Raw genomic sequence first — 17,239 nt, 5'->3', positions numbered from 1 at the left:
GGGCTATTTTTATGCTTGATCAAGTTTATCTAGCACCACGGGTTTATAATTTAACCAAATAATATGCCTTCAAGGGGAGAGTTCACCATGGCGAAAATCGACCGGCGCATTGTGAAAAGCCAAGAAGCGATCAAAAACGCTGTCATCGAACTGATGGCGGAAAAGCCGTTTGATGACATTACAATTCAAGAAATCGCCGACCGGGCGAATGTGAACCGGGGAACGGTTTATCTTCACTACACCGATAAATACGATTTATTGGATAAGCTGATTGAAGAACATATGGACAACTTGCGGCAGCTTTGCCGCGAGGCGGCTGACTTGACGTTTGAGGAAGGAAACTACATTTGGTACGAATATTTTGAGCGCCATCAGTTGTTTTTCTCGACGATGCTGTCTAGCAAAGGGGCGCCGTCTTTCCGCAATCGGTTTTTGCGGCTGGTGATCGAGGAATTCAAGCCGGATGTCGACACGTCAACTGGAAAAAACAAAGGGCTGAATGAGGACGTCGTCTTGCAATTTTTCGCCTCCGCCGTCGTCGGGATTGTCGAATGGTGGTTCAAGCAAGGCAGGCCGCTGCCGGCGCGCGTCATCGCCGAGCAGACCGGGCGCTTGCTGGACCGCAATTTTGATTAAAGCGTCATTCCGCCCCTAGACAGCCGTATGAAATCCCCTTTCGATGCTTAACCAAAACCGCCATCGACTGGAAGAAGGGCAACGGACGCGGCCAAGAGCTGATAGATTTGCCGCTCAACAAAAACCGCCACCGACGCCGGGCTGCAAGCTGGCAATCGGTGACGGCTTTTATATTGGGAAGGCGCTGTTCATCGCGGCATGATTTTCACCGTCGCCGCACGGGCGCGGAGGCTGATCATAGAAGACAAATACGGACTTCCTTTGTACTTTTCTCGGTAGGCGTCATCGATCCAATCATTGATCGATCCATCGACCGGTTCGAACACAACTTCCTTCGTCATGCCGGCTGCTGTGATCCGCCCCGCTCTCTGTTTGACAGCGGCCTGATACCAGCTCGATCGTTGTCCATTGTAGGCGCGCACATAAAGGGAGTCGCCAACGACCACCGACCAAATCCACGTCGGTGTTCCATACGTTTTGCCGTCTTCGCGGAACGGCGAAATGTGCAAATCATCCGTTTCTGCGATTCGACGCAGCTCTTCGCTTGACCATCCAGCCATCGTGTTCCTCCTATTCATCCCGGCGATACTGTTCATCGCTCACTTTTTCCAGCCATTCGACCGCTTTGCCGTTCGCGACTCCTGTTAAAGCGATATGGGTCATCGCTGTCGTCGGCGTCGCGCCGTGCCAATGTTTGACGCCCGGCGGGAACCAAACGACGTCCCCGGCCCGAATTTCCCGAATCGGGCCGCCCCATTCCTGCACCCATCCAACACCATATGTCACGATCAACCTTTGTCCAACCGGATGGGTGTGCCATGCCGTGCGCGCCCCCGGTTCAAACGTGACGTATGCCGCCGAGTACGGAGCGAATTCGTTTTCTTGGAAGAGTGAATCAACGCGGACGCTTCCGGTGAAATACGCTTCCTGCCCTTTCGCCGACGGCTGAGCGCCGTTGCGGACGATTTCGATTGTTTCCTCCATTGGCGTTTTCTCCTTTCCATGGCCGCTCGGGCGCCAAGGCAGAGATGGCCTCTCCGTCTTCATGTTGACGCCCGATAGTCCAATATATTCAACATTTGTCTATTATGATATCAAAGCTCGCTTTCTCTTCAATAGCTAAATCAACGCAATTTGTTGAATAATGAACAACGAGCATCCATTTGATCATCGAAAACCGCCTTGCCCATCTCCCCGTCTTCTGGACGTGCAAAAAAAAAAAAAAAAAACAAGAGGCTGTCCCAAAAAATCGCCTCTCTTTAAAAGAGATACAATATGTGTGTCCCTGCATCCCGTCGTCAACTACCCCCACTTAGCTAACGCTTGAAGTGGAGGCTTGCAACTCCCCAGAAGTGCGAGCGGACTTCGTCCTCCTTCCTTGACTTGGGGTTGCATTAGGGGCAGGTTGACAGCTGCCCAACGACGCAGGTCATGCCTGTGTCGTTCCTTCAACGATGTACTCTATTCCTTTTCGTTGAAGGTTCATAGCACCAATGCGGTCATCGTTTGAGGTATATCCGCATGTTCGACAACAAAAGGTGTGTGTACGTTTCTTTCGATTGGCTTTTTCCGTATGACCACACTTTGGACATGTCAAAGAGATGTAATGCGGAGCAACCACAATCACTTTTGACCCATGCAAACGTGCCTTATACTCTAACAGTTGACGGAACTGATAGAACGCCCACGATACGGTTTCATATCGGTCATGGATACGTACACGTTCTGTTTTTTCACGAATGCCTGATGAAGAAAGGGTGCCCCGTTCTCTTGGGACACCCCTTTGCCGCACATTCAGCCTTTATCGCTCACGCCCGCTCTTCCAGCGCGGCGACGACTTTCTCCGCCGTGCTTCGGCTCGATTGCGGGTTTTGCCCAGTGATCAAGTTGCCGTCGCGCACGGAGAAATCGGTCCACTTCTCGCCGCGGACGAAATTCGCCCCGCGCAGGCGCAACGTCGACTCGAGCAAAAACGGCATATGCACATCAAGCCCGACTTCACGCTCTTCTTCATCCGTAAATGACGTGACCGTTTTTCCTTTCACAATCGGCGTGCCGTCTTTGTATGTGGCGTTCACCAGCCCTGACGGACCGTGGCAGACAGCGGCGATGATGCGCCCGTCTTCGGCAAACTGCTGCAAGACGTATTGCAGCGTTTCATTGTCGGGAAAATCGAACATCGTCCCGTGTCCACCGGGAAGGAAAATGGCGTCAAACCCGTGTGCATCGTCCCTGCTCAAACGTGCTGTGTTCTTCAGCGCCGCTTCCGCTTCCGCCCAAGACGGATCTTTTTCATTGATGCTGCGCGGGTCAAGCGGCACCTCGCCGCCTTGAATGCTCGCCACTTTCACGTCATACCCTTTTTCTTTAAATACCAAATACGGTACGGCAAACTCCTCAAGCCAAAGCCCGGTTTTATGGTCGTCGGTGATCGTCGTATGGTTCGTCACCACCATGAGCACTCGTTTCGTCATGCCCGCATTCCTCCTTTAGGTTCTGGTATGTTCTCTACCACTCATCATACTTTACGTTGGGCAAAAGCGGAAAAAATATGCTTGTGAAATCGAATCGCTCTTGATAAAAATAAGTGGAGGAAACGAAAACATCATTCCTCCACTGCTGCTTTCACTCTCGCTTTGAACGCCTTTACTTCTTCAGGTTTATAAATCTCCAGCAAATCCTTTTCTTTCGTCTTTAGCACCACTTGGTTGTTCTCAAGGACAAAGAAAAACGGATCTCCAACACTGTAATAACGGCCGGTCAAATTCGATTTTTTGACAAAAAAGATATAGGTTTGTCCGGATGCCAAACCGATGTAATGCTCATCTTGAACCATGGGCCCATCTTTGTCTAACCGCATTTGCTTTTGCTCAGTGACAAGAACATGAGCATTTGCGTGTCCTTTTAAAACTTCAATCACTTTTACATCATAGTCGACTCCTTCGATATAAATATTCGGATCTTCTTGTGCTGGGTCGTTCGGATTACGCGCAAGATTTCGCGTACCAGCCACTCCTTCGACGCTTCCAATAAAGATGCAGTCAGACGCCTTGCTCAAATCCTTTATATTTGTATATTTTGGACGATCAGAATGACTGATGGTATGGATATGCCGAGTTACTTTGGCAGTCCCTATTTGTTTATGGATATTCCCTTCATCCTTTATGAAATAGACGGCTCCGCCCACAAATATAACACCAATCGTCACGGCGAACAGCACCATTTTTTTCATCCTCTTTTTCCTCCCCTTGGATAGATGAACCCATTAATATCTTGCATTTACGCCATTAATGTCATCCTGCTGTGGAGTATAGATGCGCGTCCGATCACGATTCGAATTCATGATCGCTATCGCTGTCGAATGATCCAATCCAATTCCGTGCCCTAATTCATGCCCGGCTGCACTTCGAGCCACGTTGCTTTTTCCGATATTAATATTCCCTGCGTTAACCATAGCTGTAAAATGGAGTATCTCACTGCTTGAATACGTGATGTTGCAAACACCATATTCGGAAGAATCGGAAACATAGTAGGAGTTGAGCGTGTTGGAAGAACGGCTGCTGTAGGAAAACCAAACAGGGGTTGGCGTTTCATTCCAATCGGAGAGGGCATTTTCAAAAGCCGTCCGAATCACCGTGCCGGACGTTTGAAGATTGCTTCCCCATTTATACGTGAGGCCGCTTACTCCATCCTTCCAATAGTAAGGTTCTAAAACATAGGCGCGCACCATTAAGGGAGCTATCAAAATAGCTAACGTTACCGAGAATGGGACGGCGATTTTCCTCAACTTCATTTTCATCACTCCAACATTCAATATTTTGTAACTATGTTAACAAAAAATAAATAATATTCAATATATTCAAACAAAAACTCTTTTCTCCATGCGCCATACGATCCACATTCACGGGGAAAGAATCAAGGAAAACAACTATACAGAGCACGTGGAATATACGTTTCTGTTGAATCAAACAGAGCGCCTTGCTTTCTTTTTATGCGTGCGTAAAGGACTAAGAAAAAGGAGCTGACCCAAGAGGGTAATGCCCCTTAAACCAAACACAACATATTGCTTTTTATCGACCATTTTGCTGCTTCATACAGGAACAAGAAAGGGTGTCCCGGTCTCTTAGGACACCCTTGTTGACTCGCCTTCCTAACTGATTTTTTGTTGTTCCAGACCATCCACTTCGCTCACTGGCTGCCGAAACGGCCACCAGTTCGCGCGGCCGAACGTGCGGACCATGACCGGCACAAACAGCGGCAGAACGACGAGGGCGTAAAGGAGAAGCCCCGTCAGCACAATCGTCGCGATTTGCAAGAGCGACAAGACGCCGGACGGATACATCGCGGCGAACGTTCCGCCTAAAATGACGGCGGCCGAGATGATGACCGTCCCCATATGGCCCATCGCCGACAGCATCGCTTCCTTCACCGGCCGGCCGCGGTATTCGTTGAACCGATCCATGAGGAAGATGCTGTAGTCGATGCCAAGCGCCAACAGCAACACAAAGGCGAAGAACGACACCGCCCAGTTCAAGCCGGCATAGCCGAGGCCGTTGACGAAAATGAGTTCGGTGACGGCCATCGATGTGTAATACGTCAGGACGAGCGACAAGATCAAATAGAGCGGCATGATAAGCGAACGAAGGAGCGCTGCGAGCACGATGGCGATGCCGATCAACATCAGCACGGCCGTCCGTTTATAGTCGGCGTTTGAGATCGCCTGCAAATCGGCGTACGTGCTTGTGACGCCGCCGACAGCGATCGTCGCGTCTTCCCACTTCGTCCCTTTCACCGCCCGCTCAGCGGCGGCGTGAATGTCATCCACACGGCTGAGCGCCGATGTCGAATACGGATTTTCTTTTAAAATGACATCAAACGTCACGATGCGCCGGTCTTTTGACATATACGCGTCTTTCGCCTGCGCAAAGTCTTTGCTTTCGCGCGCTTCCTTCGGCATGTGCCAGCCAGCCATGTCTTTCTCCGGCGCCGATGACAAATCGGCTAAATACGTTTCCGCCGTTCCGAGGCCGTCCGCCACTTTATGCAGACCGGACGCGCTTTGGTCCAAGCCGTTTACAAGCTGGGCGAGCTGGCCGCCAAGGGCGGAGAAATGCTCAAGCAATTGGCGCTGGCCGCCGTTCACTTGCTCAAGCCCTCGGGAGAATTGCGGCAATTGGTCGACCGCCTGTTTCTGGCCGTCGGCCGCTTTCGTCAACCCGGCTTCGAGCTCCGAAAGCCCGGCGATGATCCGGTCCAAGCCGCCGTTGACCGCCGCTTGGCCGGCCGCAAGCTGGGCGAACGAGTCGTTCGCTTTCGCCAAGCCGGCGCGCGCCTGCTCAAGCGCCCCGTTCAACTGTACGAGGCCGTCCGCCATTTCGTTCGTCTTTTCGGACAAGGCGGCGACCGTCATTTTCGCTCGTTGATATTGGGCGTCTTGCGCGAGCTCCGGGTGCGCCTGTTCGACTTGCGCAAGCATCGCCTGCACGGCGGCGAGCTGATTGGCGACGGCCTTTAATCCCGCTTCGATTTGCCGGTACTGGCCGCTTAATGCCGACAGCCCTTGTTCCGTCTGCTTGTAGCCGTCAAGCAGCTGCGCGGCGCCTTCCTGCAACTTTTTCGCATTGTCGCGAAGCGTCACTAAGCCGTTTTGCAGCTCGCCGGCGCCCACCGCTCCACGACGCACGCCTTGTTCGATTTGACTAAGGCCGTTTTGCAGCTGGCGCAGACCGTCTTCAAGCCGCTCCGTTCCAGAGACGAGCTGGCCGATGCCGGATGACGCCTGCTTGAGCTGCGGCGCGGACGAGGACAATTTTTCGCTTGCCGTCTCAAGTCCGGCGCCGATTTTCTCAATCCCCTCTTTGCCGGCGCCGAGGCCGTCTTTGAGCTGTTTCGCTTGTTCGGTGACATACAGCTCCTGAATCGGCTCTCCGGTCGGACGCGTCGCCGAGCGGACGCTCGCCACGCCATCAACTTTTTCGATCTCACGGCTCATTTTCTCAATTAACGCCAGTCCTTCTTCCGAATCGAGCGGCTCTTTGCTTTTCAATACCACCTGCGTCGGCATGGCATCTCCCGGATTGAAATGATCGGCAATGATGTCAAACGCTTTGACCGAACGATAATGATCGCCGATCTCCTCCATGGAATCAAACGACAGTTTGCCATCATACGTCGCCAACACCGGCACGGTCACGACGGCGACAATCGCCAGCGCCAAAAGCGGACGGGCGAACGCAAATCGGCCAGCCGCAAGCCAAAGCCGGCTTTGCCCGTGCTCAAGCTTCCCGCGCACCGGCCAAAACAGCTTCTCGCCAAGCACTGCCATGAAAAACGGCACGAGCGTCATCAAGGCGGCAAGCAAGACCGCCACCCCGACGGCGACAGCCGCCGCCGATTGATACAGCTTAAACGTCGACAAGCCGATCGCCGCAAAGCCGATCATGACGGCCAAGCCGCTTGCCGCCACCGTTTTCCCCGCCGTCCGGTACGTGGCGGCGATCGCCTCCGCCCGGTCGCCGCGCTTCGCCAGTTCTTCTTTAAACCGACTCAGCAGCAAAATGCAATAGTCGGTCCCAATGCCGAACAACACGGCGACTAAAAACGTCTGCGTAAACGTCGACAACGGAAAGTTGACCTGATCGACCAAAAACGCCACGACTGACTGCGAAACGACGTACGTCGCCCCGACCACAAGCAGCGGAATGAGCGGCGCTACCGGCGAACGGAACACGGCGAGCAAGACGATTAAAATAAAAACGACGGTGATCCCTTCCGTTTTTTTCACGCCTTCCTGCGAGCTCGTTACGACATCTTCATCGATCATCCAGCCGCCGGTGAAATAATGCTCGACCTTGACGCCATCGACTGCTTTATACAGGGCGTCGGTCAATTGCTTCGCCGTCCGCCCAGCCGGGTCGATGCTGACGGAAATGAGCATCGTCGTTCCATCTTTGGAGATGAGTTCTTTTTCCAGCTCCCGGTTGGCAAACGGCGAGACGATGTTCGTGACATGAAGTTCCTCTTTTTTCTTTTCGAGCGCGTTTACCGCCCGTTCAATCTCTTTTTTGTCATCCGCCGTCAATCCGCCTTTTTGGTAAAAGACAAGCACCGCAGACCGTTCGTTTTGCTTGTTTTCCTGGCTGTTCGCCTCTTTGATCAATTTTGCCGCCAATGACGACGAGTAGCCGTCCGGCACGCTCAACTGCCCTTTCTCGCGGACAAGATCGCCCATGTTCGGCGCCGTCGCCATGAGCACGGCCGCGATGGCGATCCATGCCGCAAGTACGAGCCATTTTCCTTTGATGATCGCTCTCATGTCGCTTCTTCCACCTCCTGCAGCACGCGGGCCAACCGTTCATACGTGCGGATGAATGTTTCGATCTCCTCCTCTGGAAAGCGGGCGATCACTTCTTCGACGAGCCGATAGACGCTGCGGTCCATTTCCTCTACCCATGCTTCCCCGTGCTCCGTCAGCGATAAGACGATGACGCGCCGGTCGTTCTTGTCACGGTCGCGGCGCAGCCAGCCTTTGTCGACGAGGCGATTCGTCATCGCCGTCACCGCGCTTTTGTTCACGCCAAACATCGCCGCGAGCTCCGTTGACGTGCACGCCCCCCGCCGGCGGATGTAGCGAAGCAAATAATATTGATCGTGCGTCATCTCTTCGCAAAGACTGCCTTTGACAAGCGCCGCTCCGCGTTTCATCACGAGAAACGACACGGACAAATAGCGGTCGATCCATTCATCGATGTTTCGTCCCGGCATTGATTCACCTCCGATGGTTCAATCATTGAACAATCAACCAAATTCAACAGTAGATGGAGAGCTGTCATCCATTTTGTTCAACTGTTGAACTATTAGTAACGATACCAAGGAAAAAAGAGAAAGTCAACAAGGAATGTTGCCAAAGGAGAAACCATTCTATCGTCCAATCTGAATAGAGAGGAAATTTTTTCAAATCCATTACATTGCATTCACGAACGCTTAACATCTGGCTTGTACAATAAAAATGACAAAATCATCTGAAAAGGGAGAGGAGAACGATGTTCCAATCGAAACGCCGCACGGCTTTGCTCATTGCCGGGCTGAGCGCCGGACTGGCGCTTTATCATGCCGGTCAAACTGCATGGGCCGCCCCAGCGAAACAATCGAAGCCGCTTGAAGTGAAAAATGTCATTCTTTTTGTCGGCGATGGCATGGGCACCGCGCATCGCAACGCCATTCGCCTCGCTACAAAAGGATTGAGCGGGGAATTGGAAATGGACAGCATGCCGTACAGCGGCCTCGTCCATACGAACTCTGCCGACGCGAAATCATTCATTACCGACTCCGCCGCGGCGGCGACTGCCATCGCCTCAGGCGTGAAAACGTACAACGGCGCCATCTCTGTTGATCTGCAAGGAAAACCGGTGGAAACGATTTTGGAACAAGCGAAAAAAGCCGGCAAGGCAACAGGGCTTGTCACGACCGCCCAAGTGACGGACGCCACACCGGCCGCGTTTGCTGCCCACACCGCCAGTCGTTCGGCGCAAAGCGACATCGCCAAGCAATACATTGAACAAACGAAAGTGGACGTCATTTTGGGCGGCGGGGAGGATTACTGGTACCCTGATGGAAATCCTGGCTATTACCCCGACCATCCAGCCGAAGATCCGGAAGAAGGAAGCAAAGGCACGCAAGGCAACTTGGTTGAACGGGCGAAACAATTGGGCTACACGTACGTCCGCACCGCCGATGAGCTGAAACAAGCGTCCGGCCGCAAGCTGCTCGGGCTGTTTGCCAATGAGGAAATGTTCCAGCAGCGACCGGAAGGGGAAGGGGATGTGTACAATCCCGTCGTGCCGCTGCCTGATATGACGAAAAAAGCGTTGGATGTGCTGTCGCAAAACAAAAAAGGCTTTTTCCTCGTGGTCGAAGAAGAAGCCATTGATGAAATGAGCCATGAAAACAACGGATCGCTCATGCTTAAAGCGGGCCAGCAGCTTGACGAAGCGGTCGCTGTAGCGAAGCAATACGCCAAGCGCCATCGGGATACGCTCGTCCTCGTGCTCGCCGACCATGAATGCGGCGGCTTGACGATCGAAACGCCGGGCGGCGCCGATGAGTCGGGAGACGGCAAGACGATTTCCGGCGAAGACGGCCCGTTTGCCATCGCTGGTTCTTCGCAAACGTTCGCCCTCGACTGGACGACAACGGGCCACACCGCCGCCGATGTGCCGCTGACGGCCATGGGCCCGGGGGCGGAGCGGTTCACCGGCGTGTACGAGAATACACGCATTCATGATATTCTTGAAGAATTATTGTTTGGAAAAAGCAAAAGATAACGCATCCGTGTTTCGGTCGTTGTCCTTCATCGATCTCCGATTCCCCGCGAACGAATCGTTTGCGGGGAATCGGTTTTGATTCATTGACCTGGATTGCCCAAAGACAAGTGAAAAAATGGTTTTTCATCATCAAAAAGACGTTTCATCAAGAATGCGCAAGACACGCTCAATGAACGCTTCGCCATCCTCGAATTCAATATACCGTAAACGATTATCATGCAAAAAGACTTCAACTTTTTTAAAGGTTTCCTTGTCGGCTTGGGCGACGACTGTTCGCAAATCAACCAACTCTCTCCGCAATGCGTTGACCAAACATTTCGATTCATAATCGCGAAAATCGCGAATCCGACCATCAAACTCATCATCGATCGATTGGTTATAGTAGCCATCGATAAAGTATCGCAATGTCTTGAATCTCTCTTCCACTCTTGCCCTCGCCATTCTAGTCTCCTCCCCTGGCTCAACAAATCGCAATCTCTTTTCTCCCCCCCCCGATCAGAAATCAAGCCCGTTTTTCATTGCCGCTCATCACCGCCCCACGCGATAGCCAAGCCACGCCAGCCACACGCCACACGAATACGTAGCCGCCAAATAAACGACCACCTTCGCCCATTGGCGCTGCTGCATCATTTGCACGCTTTCCCATTTCAACGTCGAAAACGTCGTGAACGCGCCCATGAAGCCGGTGCCGACAAGCAGCTTCGTCGCATCGGCGGCGCCGCTTCCGGCGAGCCAGCCAAGCAAAAAGGACCCAAGCAAGTTGACAATGAGCGTCCCTATGGGAAAACGCGGCGAACGCCGAGCCGCCCAGCGGCTGACGGCATAACGGCAGATGGCGCCAAAAAAACCCCCCATCATCACCAATAGCGGTGCGGTCATCATGCTATTTCCTCCTTTCGCTTTGGATGGGCGGCAACATATCCCGCCCATGCGGCGGCTAGGCCGCCGAACAGGCTGGCGGCGATATACACGGCCGCCATGCCAAAGCGCCCTTGTTCCATCCATTCCACACATTCGACGCTGAGCGTCGAAAACGTCGTATACGAGCCGATGAACCCGGTCGTCGCCGCTGTTTTCAGCCACGGCGGCCAAGACGGGCGGCGGGTGAACACCACCGTAAGCCAGCTGAGCAAAAACGAGCCGGTCCAGTTCACCAAAAGCGTTCCGAGCGGAACCCCTCCCAACCAGGCAGCGGGCACGACAAGACCAACGACATAGCGGACAAGCGCGCCGATCATGCCGGCTGCGCCGACGGCGAGATAGACCAATAACCATCCCTCCTTCGTAAAATAAACAGACTCCTGCCGCTTTTCATTTGCAGCAGGAGTCATCAGCCGGAAGCCGGCGGTTATGGCGAACTCCATCGCCTATAACGTTTTCTTGTTTGTTATTTTACCATATGTCCCCTTCCCATGTGAAGGACAGCAAACAGGCGGCATTTTGCCAAAAAAGAAGGCTGATTGTGCTAGGCTTCTCTAGTTGAGAAAAGACAGGATTCAGCGGTATTTTTACTCGCCCACCAGTCTTCTAGCGGGCGCGGCGAAATCCGTGCTCTTCGAACATTTGCAACGCTGGACCGCTTGTCAAATACGAGTAAAACTGTTGCGCCTCCTTGAGATGTTTGCTCGTCTTGACGACACCAAGCGGATAGACGATCGGGTCGTGCATGCCGCTTGGCACTGCAGCGACGATATTGACGTTCTCCGAGGCGAGCGCGTCCGTCCGGTACACAAATCCGGCGTCGACGTTGCCGGTTTCCACATACGTCAACACTTGGCGAACGTCTTTCGCGTACACGAGCTTCGGTGCCACCTTCTCCCACAGCCCCGCCTTCTCCAATGTTTGTTTCGCGTACATACCGGCCGGCACCGATTCGGGGATGCCGATGGCGATCCGTTTGGCGCGGATGATGTCATCGAGCGACTGAACCGCTCCTTCCCCTTGTTTTGGCGCAATGAGGACGAGTTCGTTCGCCAGCACTGTTTTTTCGTGTTTGGAATCGATCAACCCTTCTGCTTTCAATTTTTCAAACGGCACAGCGGCCGCCGAAAAGAAAAGATCGACCGGCGCCCCTTCGGAAATTTGCTTTTGCAACGCGCCCGACGCACCGAAATTGTATTGGATGCGGATGTTCGGATGCTTTCGTTCAAACGCCGTTTTCGCTTCTTCCAGCGCTTCTTGCAGACTGGCGGCGGCGGAGACGGTGAGCTCCACTTTATCCGCCGGTTTCGTTTGCCCCTTCCCCTCTTTTGAGCCGCTGTCGCAGCCATACAAGCCGAACAGCAAGAGCAATGCGGCAAGCCATGCGATTTTTCGCATCTGTCTCCCCCTTATCTTTTTATATGTAATGATATCTAATTATAAATAATAATAAGTAGTTAGGAAAGAAAAATTTTTCCCCATGCGTTCTTTGCGCTACAATGAAAGAAAGGAGGATGGCATGATGACGGAGCCGCAGTCATACACGATTGAAGAAATCGCTTCCTTATTAAAAGTGTCCAAACTAACGGTGTACGATTTAGTGAAAAAAGGGAAGCTGCCCGCCTTTCGCGTCGGGCGGCAAATGCGGATTACCGCGGATGATCTTCGCCGGTACATCGACGGGCAAAAAGGGGAGACAAGTCCCGTTTCTTCCGCCGTTTCACGGCCGGTCGAAGCCGCCGTTCGCCCCATCATCATCAGCGGCCAAGATGCGGCGCTCGATTTGCTTGGCGTCCATCTGGAAAAAAACGGCCCTTATCAATCGCTCCGCACCTACACGAGCAGCCTCAATGGGCTGATCGCCCTGTATAAAGGGCAATGCGACATCGTCAGCGTGCATTTGTTTGACGGGCAGACAGGCGAGTACAACCGTCCGTATGTGGAAAAGCTGTTGACAGGCCATGCGTACATCATGGTGAACGTCATGCGCCGGCCGATTGGATTTTATGTGTCAAAAGGCAATCCTCGCAGCATTCAAACGTGGCGCGACTTAGGAAGGAGCGACGTCGTGATCGTCAATCGGGAGAAAGGGGCCGGGGCGCGCGTCCTGTTAGATGAACAGCTGCGCCTGCATGGATTGTCGCCGTCCGCCATTCGCGGCTATGAGCGTGAGGAAACAAGCCATTTGAGCGTCGCCTCCGCGGTGGCGTCAGGTCTCGCCGATGTCGGCATCGGCACGGAAAAGGTGGCGCGAATGGCCGGCGTCGAGTTCATTCCGCTAATGAACGAACAGTATGATGTCGTCATGCTGCGGACGCCGGAGAATGAATCGCTCATCGCTTCCGTGCTCGACGTGCTCCGCTCCGATTCGTTCCGCACCGAACTCGAAGCGCTCGGCGGGTACGATGTGTCGCAAACCGGGCAAATCATCGCCGAACGCGGCTGACAGGGCAGCACAACCGCATCTGTATCGACGCAACGAAAACGTTTACCATCTCCTTAATGGAAAAGCCGCTTGTCCATTTTTTCGACTGCCAAGGCTTGCCTCCATCACGTCTTGGCAGTCGATCCAATGCTTAGGAAAAGCGACGAATCTTAAAGCTTCAAATGGCATCTATATGCATGTTTTGGACATCAGGCGATGATTCAGCGGAACCTTCCAAATCCTATTTCCTTGCTCCGATTCTATGCCATCCATCCAAAAAAAGCTGTTCCAAAAGCGAGTCGCTTTTTGGAACAGCTTTTCGTTTTACCCGCGCAGCACCGCGCCAAATTGTTTCTCGACCGCGGCGAGCACCCGCTCGTGGACGGCGGCGACTTCTTCATCCGTGAGCGTCCGCTCCGGATCGTAGTAGCGGAGCGAGAAGGCGAGCGATTTTTTCCCGTCCGGCAGGCGGTCGCCTTTGTAGACGTCAAAGAGGGAGACGTCTTTAACAAGCGGTTTCCCGGCTTCGGCAATCGCCTGCTTCAAGGCGCCGGCTTCGACCATTTCGTCAACGACCAAGGCAATGTCGCGCACGACGGACGGGAATCGCGGAATCGGCTCGTAGCGGATCGCTTCACTTTCGGCGTTCAACAGCTCGGCCAAGGCGAGCTCGAACACGTACGTTTCTTTTAAATCGTACTCTTTTTGCACGGCCGGATGGAGCTGGCCGACAAAGCCGATCACCTTGCCGTCAAGCGCAATCTCCGCCGTCCGTCCCGGATGCAAATCGGCGCGTTTCGCCGGGCGGTACGCGATGCGCTTGGACAGCCCAAGCAAGTCGAACAACCCGTCAAGAACGCCTTTGGCGACGTAAAAATCAGCCGCTTTTTTCTCGCCTTGCCACAAATGGGCGTGCCATAAGCCGGTGAGAACGCCGGCAAGCCGCTCGTTTTCCGCCGGTTGGACGTGTTCTCCTTTGGACAAGTAGACAGAGCCGATTTCGTACAAGGCGACGTTCTCGACTTGGCGGGCGCGGTTGTAGCTCGCCGCTTCGAGCAGATGCGGAATCAAGCTTTGTCGAAGAACGCTCCGCTCTTCGCTCATCGGCAGCGCCAAGCGGATCGGTTCGGCCGTCTCAAGCGCAAAGCGCGTCGCTTTGTCCGGGCTCGTCAACGAATACGTGATCGCTTGGAACAAGCCGGCTCCTTCCAAATAGCGGCGGACGCGGCGGCGCTTCGCCTGGTACGGCGTGAGTCCGCCCGGTTTCGCCTCGGCCACCGGCAGCGTCGCCGGCAGGCGGTCGTAGCCGTACAAACGGGCGACTTCTTCAATGATATCTTCTTCAATTGCAATGTCGCGCCGACGCGACGGGACGTGGATCGTGAACGTTCCGTTGTCTTCCGTAAACGGAAATTGCAAGTTCGAAAGAATCGCGGCCACTTCCTCTTTCGACATTGCCGTGCCGAGGACGCCGTTGATGCGTTCGAGCGTGACCGTCACCACCACTGAGTCTTGGCGCCACACGCTCGCTTCGACGATGCCGCCGACGACCTCGCCGCCGGCGTATTCCGACATCAACGCCGCGGCGCGATCGAGCGCTTCTTTCGTCCGCGCTGGATCGATCCCTTTTTCAAATCGGGTGCTCGCCTCGCTGCGCAGCCCGTGGTCTTTCACCGCTTGGCGGATGACCGGGCTTGTAAAGTACGCCGCTTCAATGAACACGGTCGTCGTGTCGTCGCGCACTTCCGAATTCGCCCCGCCCATCACGCCGGCTAAGGCGACCGGCTCGCGGCCGTTGGTGATGACGAGATGTTCTTCCGTCAGCTTCCGCTCGACATCATCAAGGGTGATGATCGTTTCGCCCGCTTTTGCACGGCGGACGACAATCTCCTTCGAACCGAGGCGGTCGTAGTCAAACGCATGAAGCGGCTGGCCGTACTCAAGCAAAATGTAGTTCGTAATGTCGACGACGTTGTTGTGCGGGCGAATGCCGGCCGCCATCAAACGCGCTTGCATCCAAAGAGGCGACGGGCCGATCCGGACGTTTTTCACAATCCGCCCGGCGTACAGCGGATTGTCTTCCGGCGCCTCAACGCGCACGGAAATGTATTCATGGACATGTTCGCTGTTTTCCTTGACCGCCGCTTCCGGCAGTTTTACATCGCGGCCGAGAATGGCGGCGACTTCATAGGCGACGCCGATCATGCTTAAACAATCGGCGCGGTTGGGCGTCAAAGACAGTTCGAGCACTTCATCGTGCAAGCCGAGCCATTCCAGTGCATCGGCGCCGACCGGCGCATCGCTCGGAAAGACGAAAATGCCGTCTGCATACTCTTTCGGCACGACTTTCGTTTCGACGCCGAGCTCTTGGAGCGAACAAATCATTCCGTTCGATTCTTCCCCGCGCAGCTTCGCCCGTTTGATTTTGAAATTGCCCGGCAGCACCGCCCCGACTTTGGCGACGGCGACCTTTTGCCCTTTGGCGACGTTCGGGGCGCCGCAAATGATTTGCACCGGCTCGCCTTCGCCAAGGTCAACGAGGCATTTCCGCAGTTTATCCGCGTTCGGGTGCGGCTCGCACTCGAGCACATGGCCGATGACGACGCCGTTCATCCCGCGGTCGAGCGCCTCAACCCGCTCGACTTCAATGCCGCTTTTCGTGATGCGATCAGCGAGTTCCGCGGCGGTGACCCCCGTCAAATCGACGTACTCGCTCAGCCAACGGTAAGACACGAGCATGGAAAACCCCTCCTTTTTCTGTTACACACGCAAAAATTGCCGCAAGAAACGTAGATCGTTTTGATAGAAATGACGGATGTCGTCAATGCCGTACTTCAGCATCGCGATCCGCTCCGGCCCCATGCCGAACGCAAAGCCGGTGTACGTTTTCGAATCAAAGCCGGCCATCTCAAGCACGTTCGGATGCACCATGCCGGCGCCTAAAATTTCGATCCAGCCGGTGCCTTTGCAGACGCCGCAGCCCCGCCCTTCGCATCGGAAGCAGGACACATCGACTTCGACCGACGGCTCGGTGAACGGGAAAAAGCTCGGCCGGAAGCGGATGTCGCGCCCTTCCCCGAACAGCTTGCGGGCAAATTCGCGCAGCGTCCCTTTCAAATCGCTCATCCGGATGTTCCGATCCACAACCAATCCTTCAATTTGCGTAAACTGGTGCGAATGCGTCGCATCGTCCGTATCGCGGCGGTACACTTTGCCCGGACAAATGATTTTCACCGGGCCGCGCCCGCGGTGTTTTTCCATCGTCCGCGCCTGCATCGGCGATGTGTGGGTGCGAAGCAAAATCTCCTCCGTGATGTAAAACGAATCTTGCATATCGCGGGCCGGGTGGCCTTTCGGCAAATTGAGCGCCTCAAAGTTGTAATAGTCGGTCTCGACTTCCGGCCCTTCGGCGACCGTATAGCCCATGCCGATAAACAAATCTTCAATTTCTTCAATGACGCGCGTCAGCGGATGGGGATTGCCAAGACTCACAGGTCGTCCCGGCAGCGTCACATCGATCGCTTCGGCGGCCAGCTTCCGCTCGACTTCCTCCTGTTCCAGTTTCGCTTGTTTCGCCTCGAGCGCCTGCTGAATCGCCGCTCTCACTTCATTGGCCAGCGCGCCGAGTTTCGGGCGCTCTTCCGGCGGCAATGCCCCCATGCCGCGCAGCACTTCGGTGATCGGCCCTTTTTTGCCCAAGTAAGCGACGCGCACGTCATTCAGTGCTTTGACGTCTTTCGCCTCATCGATTCGGCGAAGCGCTTCTTGCTTCAGCTCGTACAGCCGTTCTTTCACTTGAGTCCCTCCTCTATCCAAAATAAAAAACCCGCCCCCCCGGTAAGGGACGAGTTGTTGCTCGCGGTACCACCCTTGTTAACAGCCGAAATGCGCTGTTCACTTCATTGCGATAACGGCCGAAAGCCGGAACACCTTT

The 17,239-nt window shown here is 54.3% G+C and carries 16 protein-coding genes, 1 pseudogene, 1 riboswitch and 1 other annotated feature (1 of these 19 only partly in view); of the genes and pseudogenes, 3 read left to right on the top strand and 14 right to left on the bottom strand.

What is annotated here, in order from left to right:
* Nucleotides 1-87 precede the first annotated feature (87 nt).
* Nucleotides 88-636 carry a TetR/AcrR family transcriptional regulator gene (locus tag ETR37_RS09155; RefSeq protein WP_129447166.1) on the top strand — a complete coding sequence of 183 codons (549 nt, stop codon included), beginning with the start codon at nucleotides 88-90 and terminating at the stop codon, nucleotides 634-636.
* A gap of 188 nt (nucleotides 637-824) precedes the next feature.
* Here the strand turns inward: ETR37_RS09155 and ETR37_RS09150 are convergent, their stop codons facing one another.
* The 8 genes and pseudogenes from ETR37_RS09150 to ETR37_RS09115 form a co-directional block, all read right to left on the bottom strand.
* On the bottom strand, nucleotides 825-1,196 hold the full coding sequence (locus ETR37_RS09150; protein WP_081132335.1) for a DUF2255 family protein: 372 nt from the start codon (nucleotides 1,194-1,196) through the stop codon (nucleotides 825-827).
* Between the two features lie 10 nt (nucleotides 1,197-1,206).
* On the bottom strand, nucleotides 1,207-1,620 hold the full coding sequence (locus ETR37_RS09145; protein ID WP_122983933.1) for a (R)-mandelonitrile lyase: 414 nt from the start codon (nucleotides 1,618-1,620) through the stop codon (nucleotides 1,207-1,209).
* A 445-nt stretch (nucleotides 1,621-2,065) separates the two neighbouring features.
* Nucleotides 2,066-2,383: pseudogene (locus ETR37_RS09140) on the bottom strand (zinc ribbon domain-containing protein); the annotation flags it as partial.
* A 61-nt stretch (nucleotides 2,384-2,444) separates the two neighbouring features.
* Nucleotides 2,445-3,110, bottom strand: coding sequence for a type 1 glutamine amidotransferase domain-containing protein (locus ETR37_RS09135; RefSeq protein WP_129447165.1), 666 nt, complete (start codon nucleotides 3,108-3,110; stop codon nucleotides 2,445-2,447).
* Nucleotides 3,111-3,241: 131 nt separating this feature from the next.
* Entirely contained in the window at nucleotides 3,242-3,868 is a 627-nt protein-coding gene (locus ETR37_RS09130) for a hypothetical protein (RefSeq protein ID WP_081132329.1), read from the bottom strand.
* A gap of 33 nt (nucleotides 3,869-3,901) precedes the next feature.
* Nucleotides 3,902-4,435: a matrixin family metalloprotease gene (locus ETR37_RS09125; protein ID WP_081132328.1), complete on the bottom strand. Its 534-nt coding sequence runs from the start codon at nucleotides 4,433-4,435 to the stop codon at nucleotides 3,902-3,904.
* A 351-nt stretch (nucleotides 4,436-4,786) separates the two neighbouring features.
* Nucleotides 4,787-7,951, bottom strand: a complete 3,165-nt coding sequence (locus ETR37_RS09120) for an MMPL family transporter (RefSeq protein ID WP_129447164.1) — start codon at nucleotides 7,949-7,951, stop codon at nucleotides 4,787-4,789.
* On the bottom strand, nucleotides 7,948-8,400 hold the full coding sequence (locus tag ETR37_RS09115) for a MarR family winged helix-turn-helix transcriptional regulator (protein WP_063193117.1): 453 nt from the start codon (nucleotides 8,398-8,400) through the stop codon (nucleotides 7,948-7,950). The genes ETR37_RS09120 and ETR37_RS09115 overlap by 4 nt, the downstream gene beginning before the upstream one ends.
* Nucleotides 8,401-8,678: 278 nt before the next feature.
* Here ETR37_RS09115 and ETR37_RS09110 point away from each other — a divergent pair, with 278 nt between their 5' ends.
* Nucleotides 8,679-9,959, top strand: coding sequence for an alkaline phosphatase (locus ETR37_RS09110; protein ID WP_129447163.1), 1,281 nt, complete (start codon nucleotides 8,679-8,681; stop codon nucleotides 9,957-9,959).
* 129 nt (nucleotides 9,960-10,088) lie between these two features.
* Here the strand turns inward: ETR37_RS09110 and ETR37_RS09105 are convergent, their stop codons facing one another.
* The 4 genes from ETR37_RS09105 to modA form a co-directional block, all read right to left on the bottom strand.
* Complete coding sequence (locus ETR37_RS09105) at nucleotides 10,089-10,400, bottom strand: contact-dependent growth inhibition system immunity protein (protein WP_164977994.1); 312 nt, start codon at nucleotides 10,398-10,400, stop codon at nucleotides 10,089-10,091.
* A gap of 87 nt (nucleotides 10,401-10,487) precedes the next feature.
* Nucleotides 10,488-10,838 carry a fluoride efflux transporter CrcB gene (crcB, locus tag ETR37_RS09100; RefSeq protein ID WP_033006429.1) on the bottom strand — a complete coding sequence of 117 codons (351 nt, stop codon included), beginning with the start codon at nucleotides 10,836-10,838 and terminating at the stop codon, nucleotides 10,488-10,490.
* Complete coding sequence (locus tag ETR37_RS09095; protein ID WP_033006426.1) at nucleotides 10,838-11,227, bottom strand: fluoride efflux transporter FluC; 390 nt, start codon at nucleotides 11,225-11,227, stop codon at nucleotides 10,838-10,840. Before ETR37_RS09095 ends, crcB begins: the two co-directional genes overlap by 1 nt.
* A 46-nt stretch (nucleotides 11,228-11,273) precedes the next feature.
* Nucleotides 11,274-11,336: riboswitch (Fluoride riboswitch) on the bottom strand.
* Nucleotides 11,337-11,486: 150 nt separating this feature from the next.
* Nucleotides 11,487-12,278: a molybdate ABC transporter substrate-binding protein gene (gene modA / locus ETR37_RS09090; protein ID WP_020756292.1), complete on the bottom strand. Its 792-nt coding sequence runs from the start codon at nucleotides 12,276-12,278 to the stop codon at nucleotides 11,487-11,489.
* A gap of 124 nt (nucleotides 12,279-12,402) precedes the next feature.
* Here modA and ETR37_RS09085 point away from each other — a divergent pair, with 124 nt between their 5' ends.
* The gene (locus ETR37_RS09085) at nucleotides 12,403-13,326 is read left to right on the top strand and encodes a helix-turn-helix transcriptional regulator (RefSeq protein ID WP_129447161.1); all 924 of its coding nucleotides are present in this window, start codon (nucleotides 12,403-12,405) and stop codon (nucleotides 13,324-13,326) included.
* A 303-nt stretch (nucleotides 13,327-13,629) separates the two neighbouring features.
* On the opposite strand, the gene pheT is transcribed toward ETR37_RS09085, so the two are convergent.
* Nucleotides 13,630-16,044 (bottom strand): phenylalanine--tRNA ligase subunit beta, encoded by a 2,415-nt coding sequence (gene pheT, locus ETR37_RS09080; protein ID WP_129447160.1) that lies wholly within the window; start codon nucleotides 16,042-16,044, stop codon nucleotides 13,630-13,632.
* Between the two features lie 21 nt (nucleotides 16,045-16,065).
* Nucleotides 16,066-17,100: a phenylalanine--tRNA ligase subunit alpha gene (gene pheS, locus ETR37_RS09075; RefSeq protein ID WP_015375576.1), complete on the bottom strand. Its 1,035-nt coding sequence runs from the start codon at nucleotides 17,098-17,100 to the stop codon at nucleotides 16,066-16,068.
* Nucleotides 17,101-17,142: 42 nt separating this feature from the next.
* Nucleotides 17,143-17,239 (bottom strand) — a binding site (T-box leader); it runs 139 nt beyond the window's last position.

This window comes from Geobacillus sp. PK12 (assembly GCF_004123125.1).
GTDB lineage: Bacteria > Bacillota > Bacilli > Bacillales > Anoxybacillaceae > Geobacillus > Geobacillus zalihae.
This window is presented reverse-complemented; position numbering and strand designations above follow the sequence as displayed.

What these genes read in the sequence shown, in the direction of transcription:
- ETR37_RS09120 (WP_129447164.1), bottom strand. Translation starts at nt 7,951, where the DNA reads ATGAGAGCGATCATCAAAGGAAAATGGCTCGTACTTGCGGCATGGATC.
- ETR37_RS09135 (WP_129447165.1), bottom strand. Translation starts at nt 3,110, where the DNA reads ATGACGAAACGAGTGCTCATGGTGGTGACGAACCATACGACGATCACC.
- modA (WP_020756292.1), bottom strand. Translation starts at nt 12,278, where the DNA reads ATGCGAAAAATCGCATGGCTTGCCGCATTGCTCTTGCTGTTCGGCTTG.
- ETR37_RS09145 (WP_122983933.1), bottom strand. Translation starts at nt 1,620, where the DNA reads ATGGAGGAAACAATCGAAATCGTCCGCAACGGCGCTCAGCCGTCGGCG.
- ETR37_RS09150 (WP_081132335.1), bottom strand. Translation starts at nt 1,196, where the DNA reads ATGGCTGGATGGTCAAGCGAAGAGCTGCGTCGAATCGCAGAAACGGAT.
- ETR37_RS09130 (WP_081132329.1), bottom strand. Translation starts at nt 3,868, where the DNA reads ATGAAAAAAATGGTGCTGTTCGCCGTGACGATTGGTGTTATATTTGTG.
- pheT (WP_129447160.1), bottom strand. Translation starts at nt 16,044, where the DNA reads ATGCTCGTGTCTTACCGTTGGCTGAGCGAGTACGTCGATTTGACGGGG.
- crcB (WP_033006429.1), bottom strand. Translation starts at nt 10,838, where the DNA reads ATGACCGCACCGCTATTGGTGATGATGGGGGGTTTTTTTGGCGCCATC.
- ETR37_RS09085 (WP_129447161.1), top strand. Translation starts at nt 12,403, where the DNA reads ATGACGGAGCCGCAGTCATACACGATTGAAGAAATCGCTTCCTTATTA.
- ETR37_RS09125 (WP_081132328.1), bottom strand. Translation starts at nt 4,435, where the DNA reads ATGAAAATGAAGTTGAGGAAAATCGCCGTCCCATTCTCGGTAACGTTA.
- ETR37_RS09105 (WP_164977994.1), bottom strand. Translation starts at nt 10,400, where the DNA reads ATGGCGAGGGCAAGAGTGGAAGAGAGATTCAAGACATTGCGATACTTT.
- ETR37_RS09155 (WP_129447166.1), top strand. Translation starts at nt 88, where the DNA reads ATGGCGAAAATCGACCGGCGCATTGTGAAAAGCCAAGAAGCGATCAAA.
- ETR37_RS09110 (WP_129447163.1), top strand. Translation starts at nt 8,679, where the DNA reads ATGTTCCAATCGAAACGCCGCACGGCTTTGCTCATTGCCGGGCTGAGC.
- ETR37_RS09115 (WP_063193117.1), bottom strand. Translation starts at nt 8,400, where the DNA reads ATGCCGGGACGAAACATCGATGAATGGATCGACCGCTATTTGTCCGTG.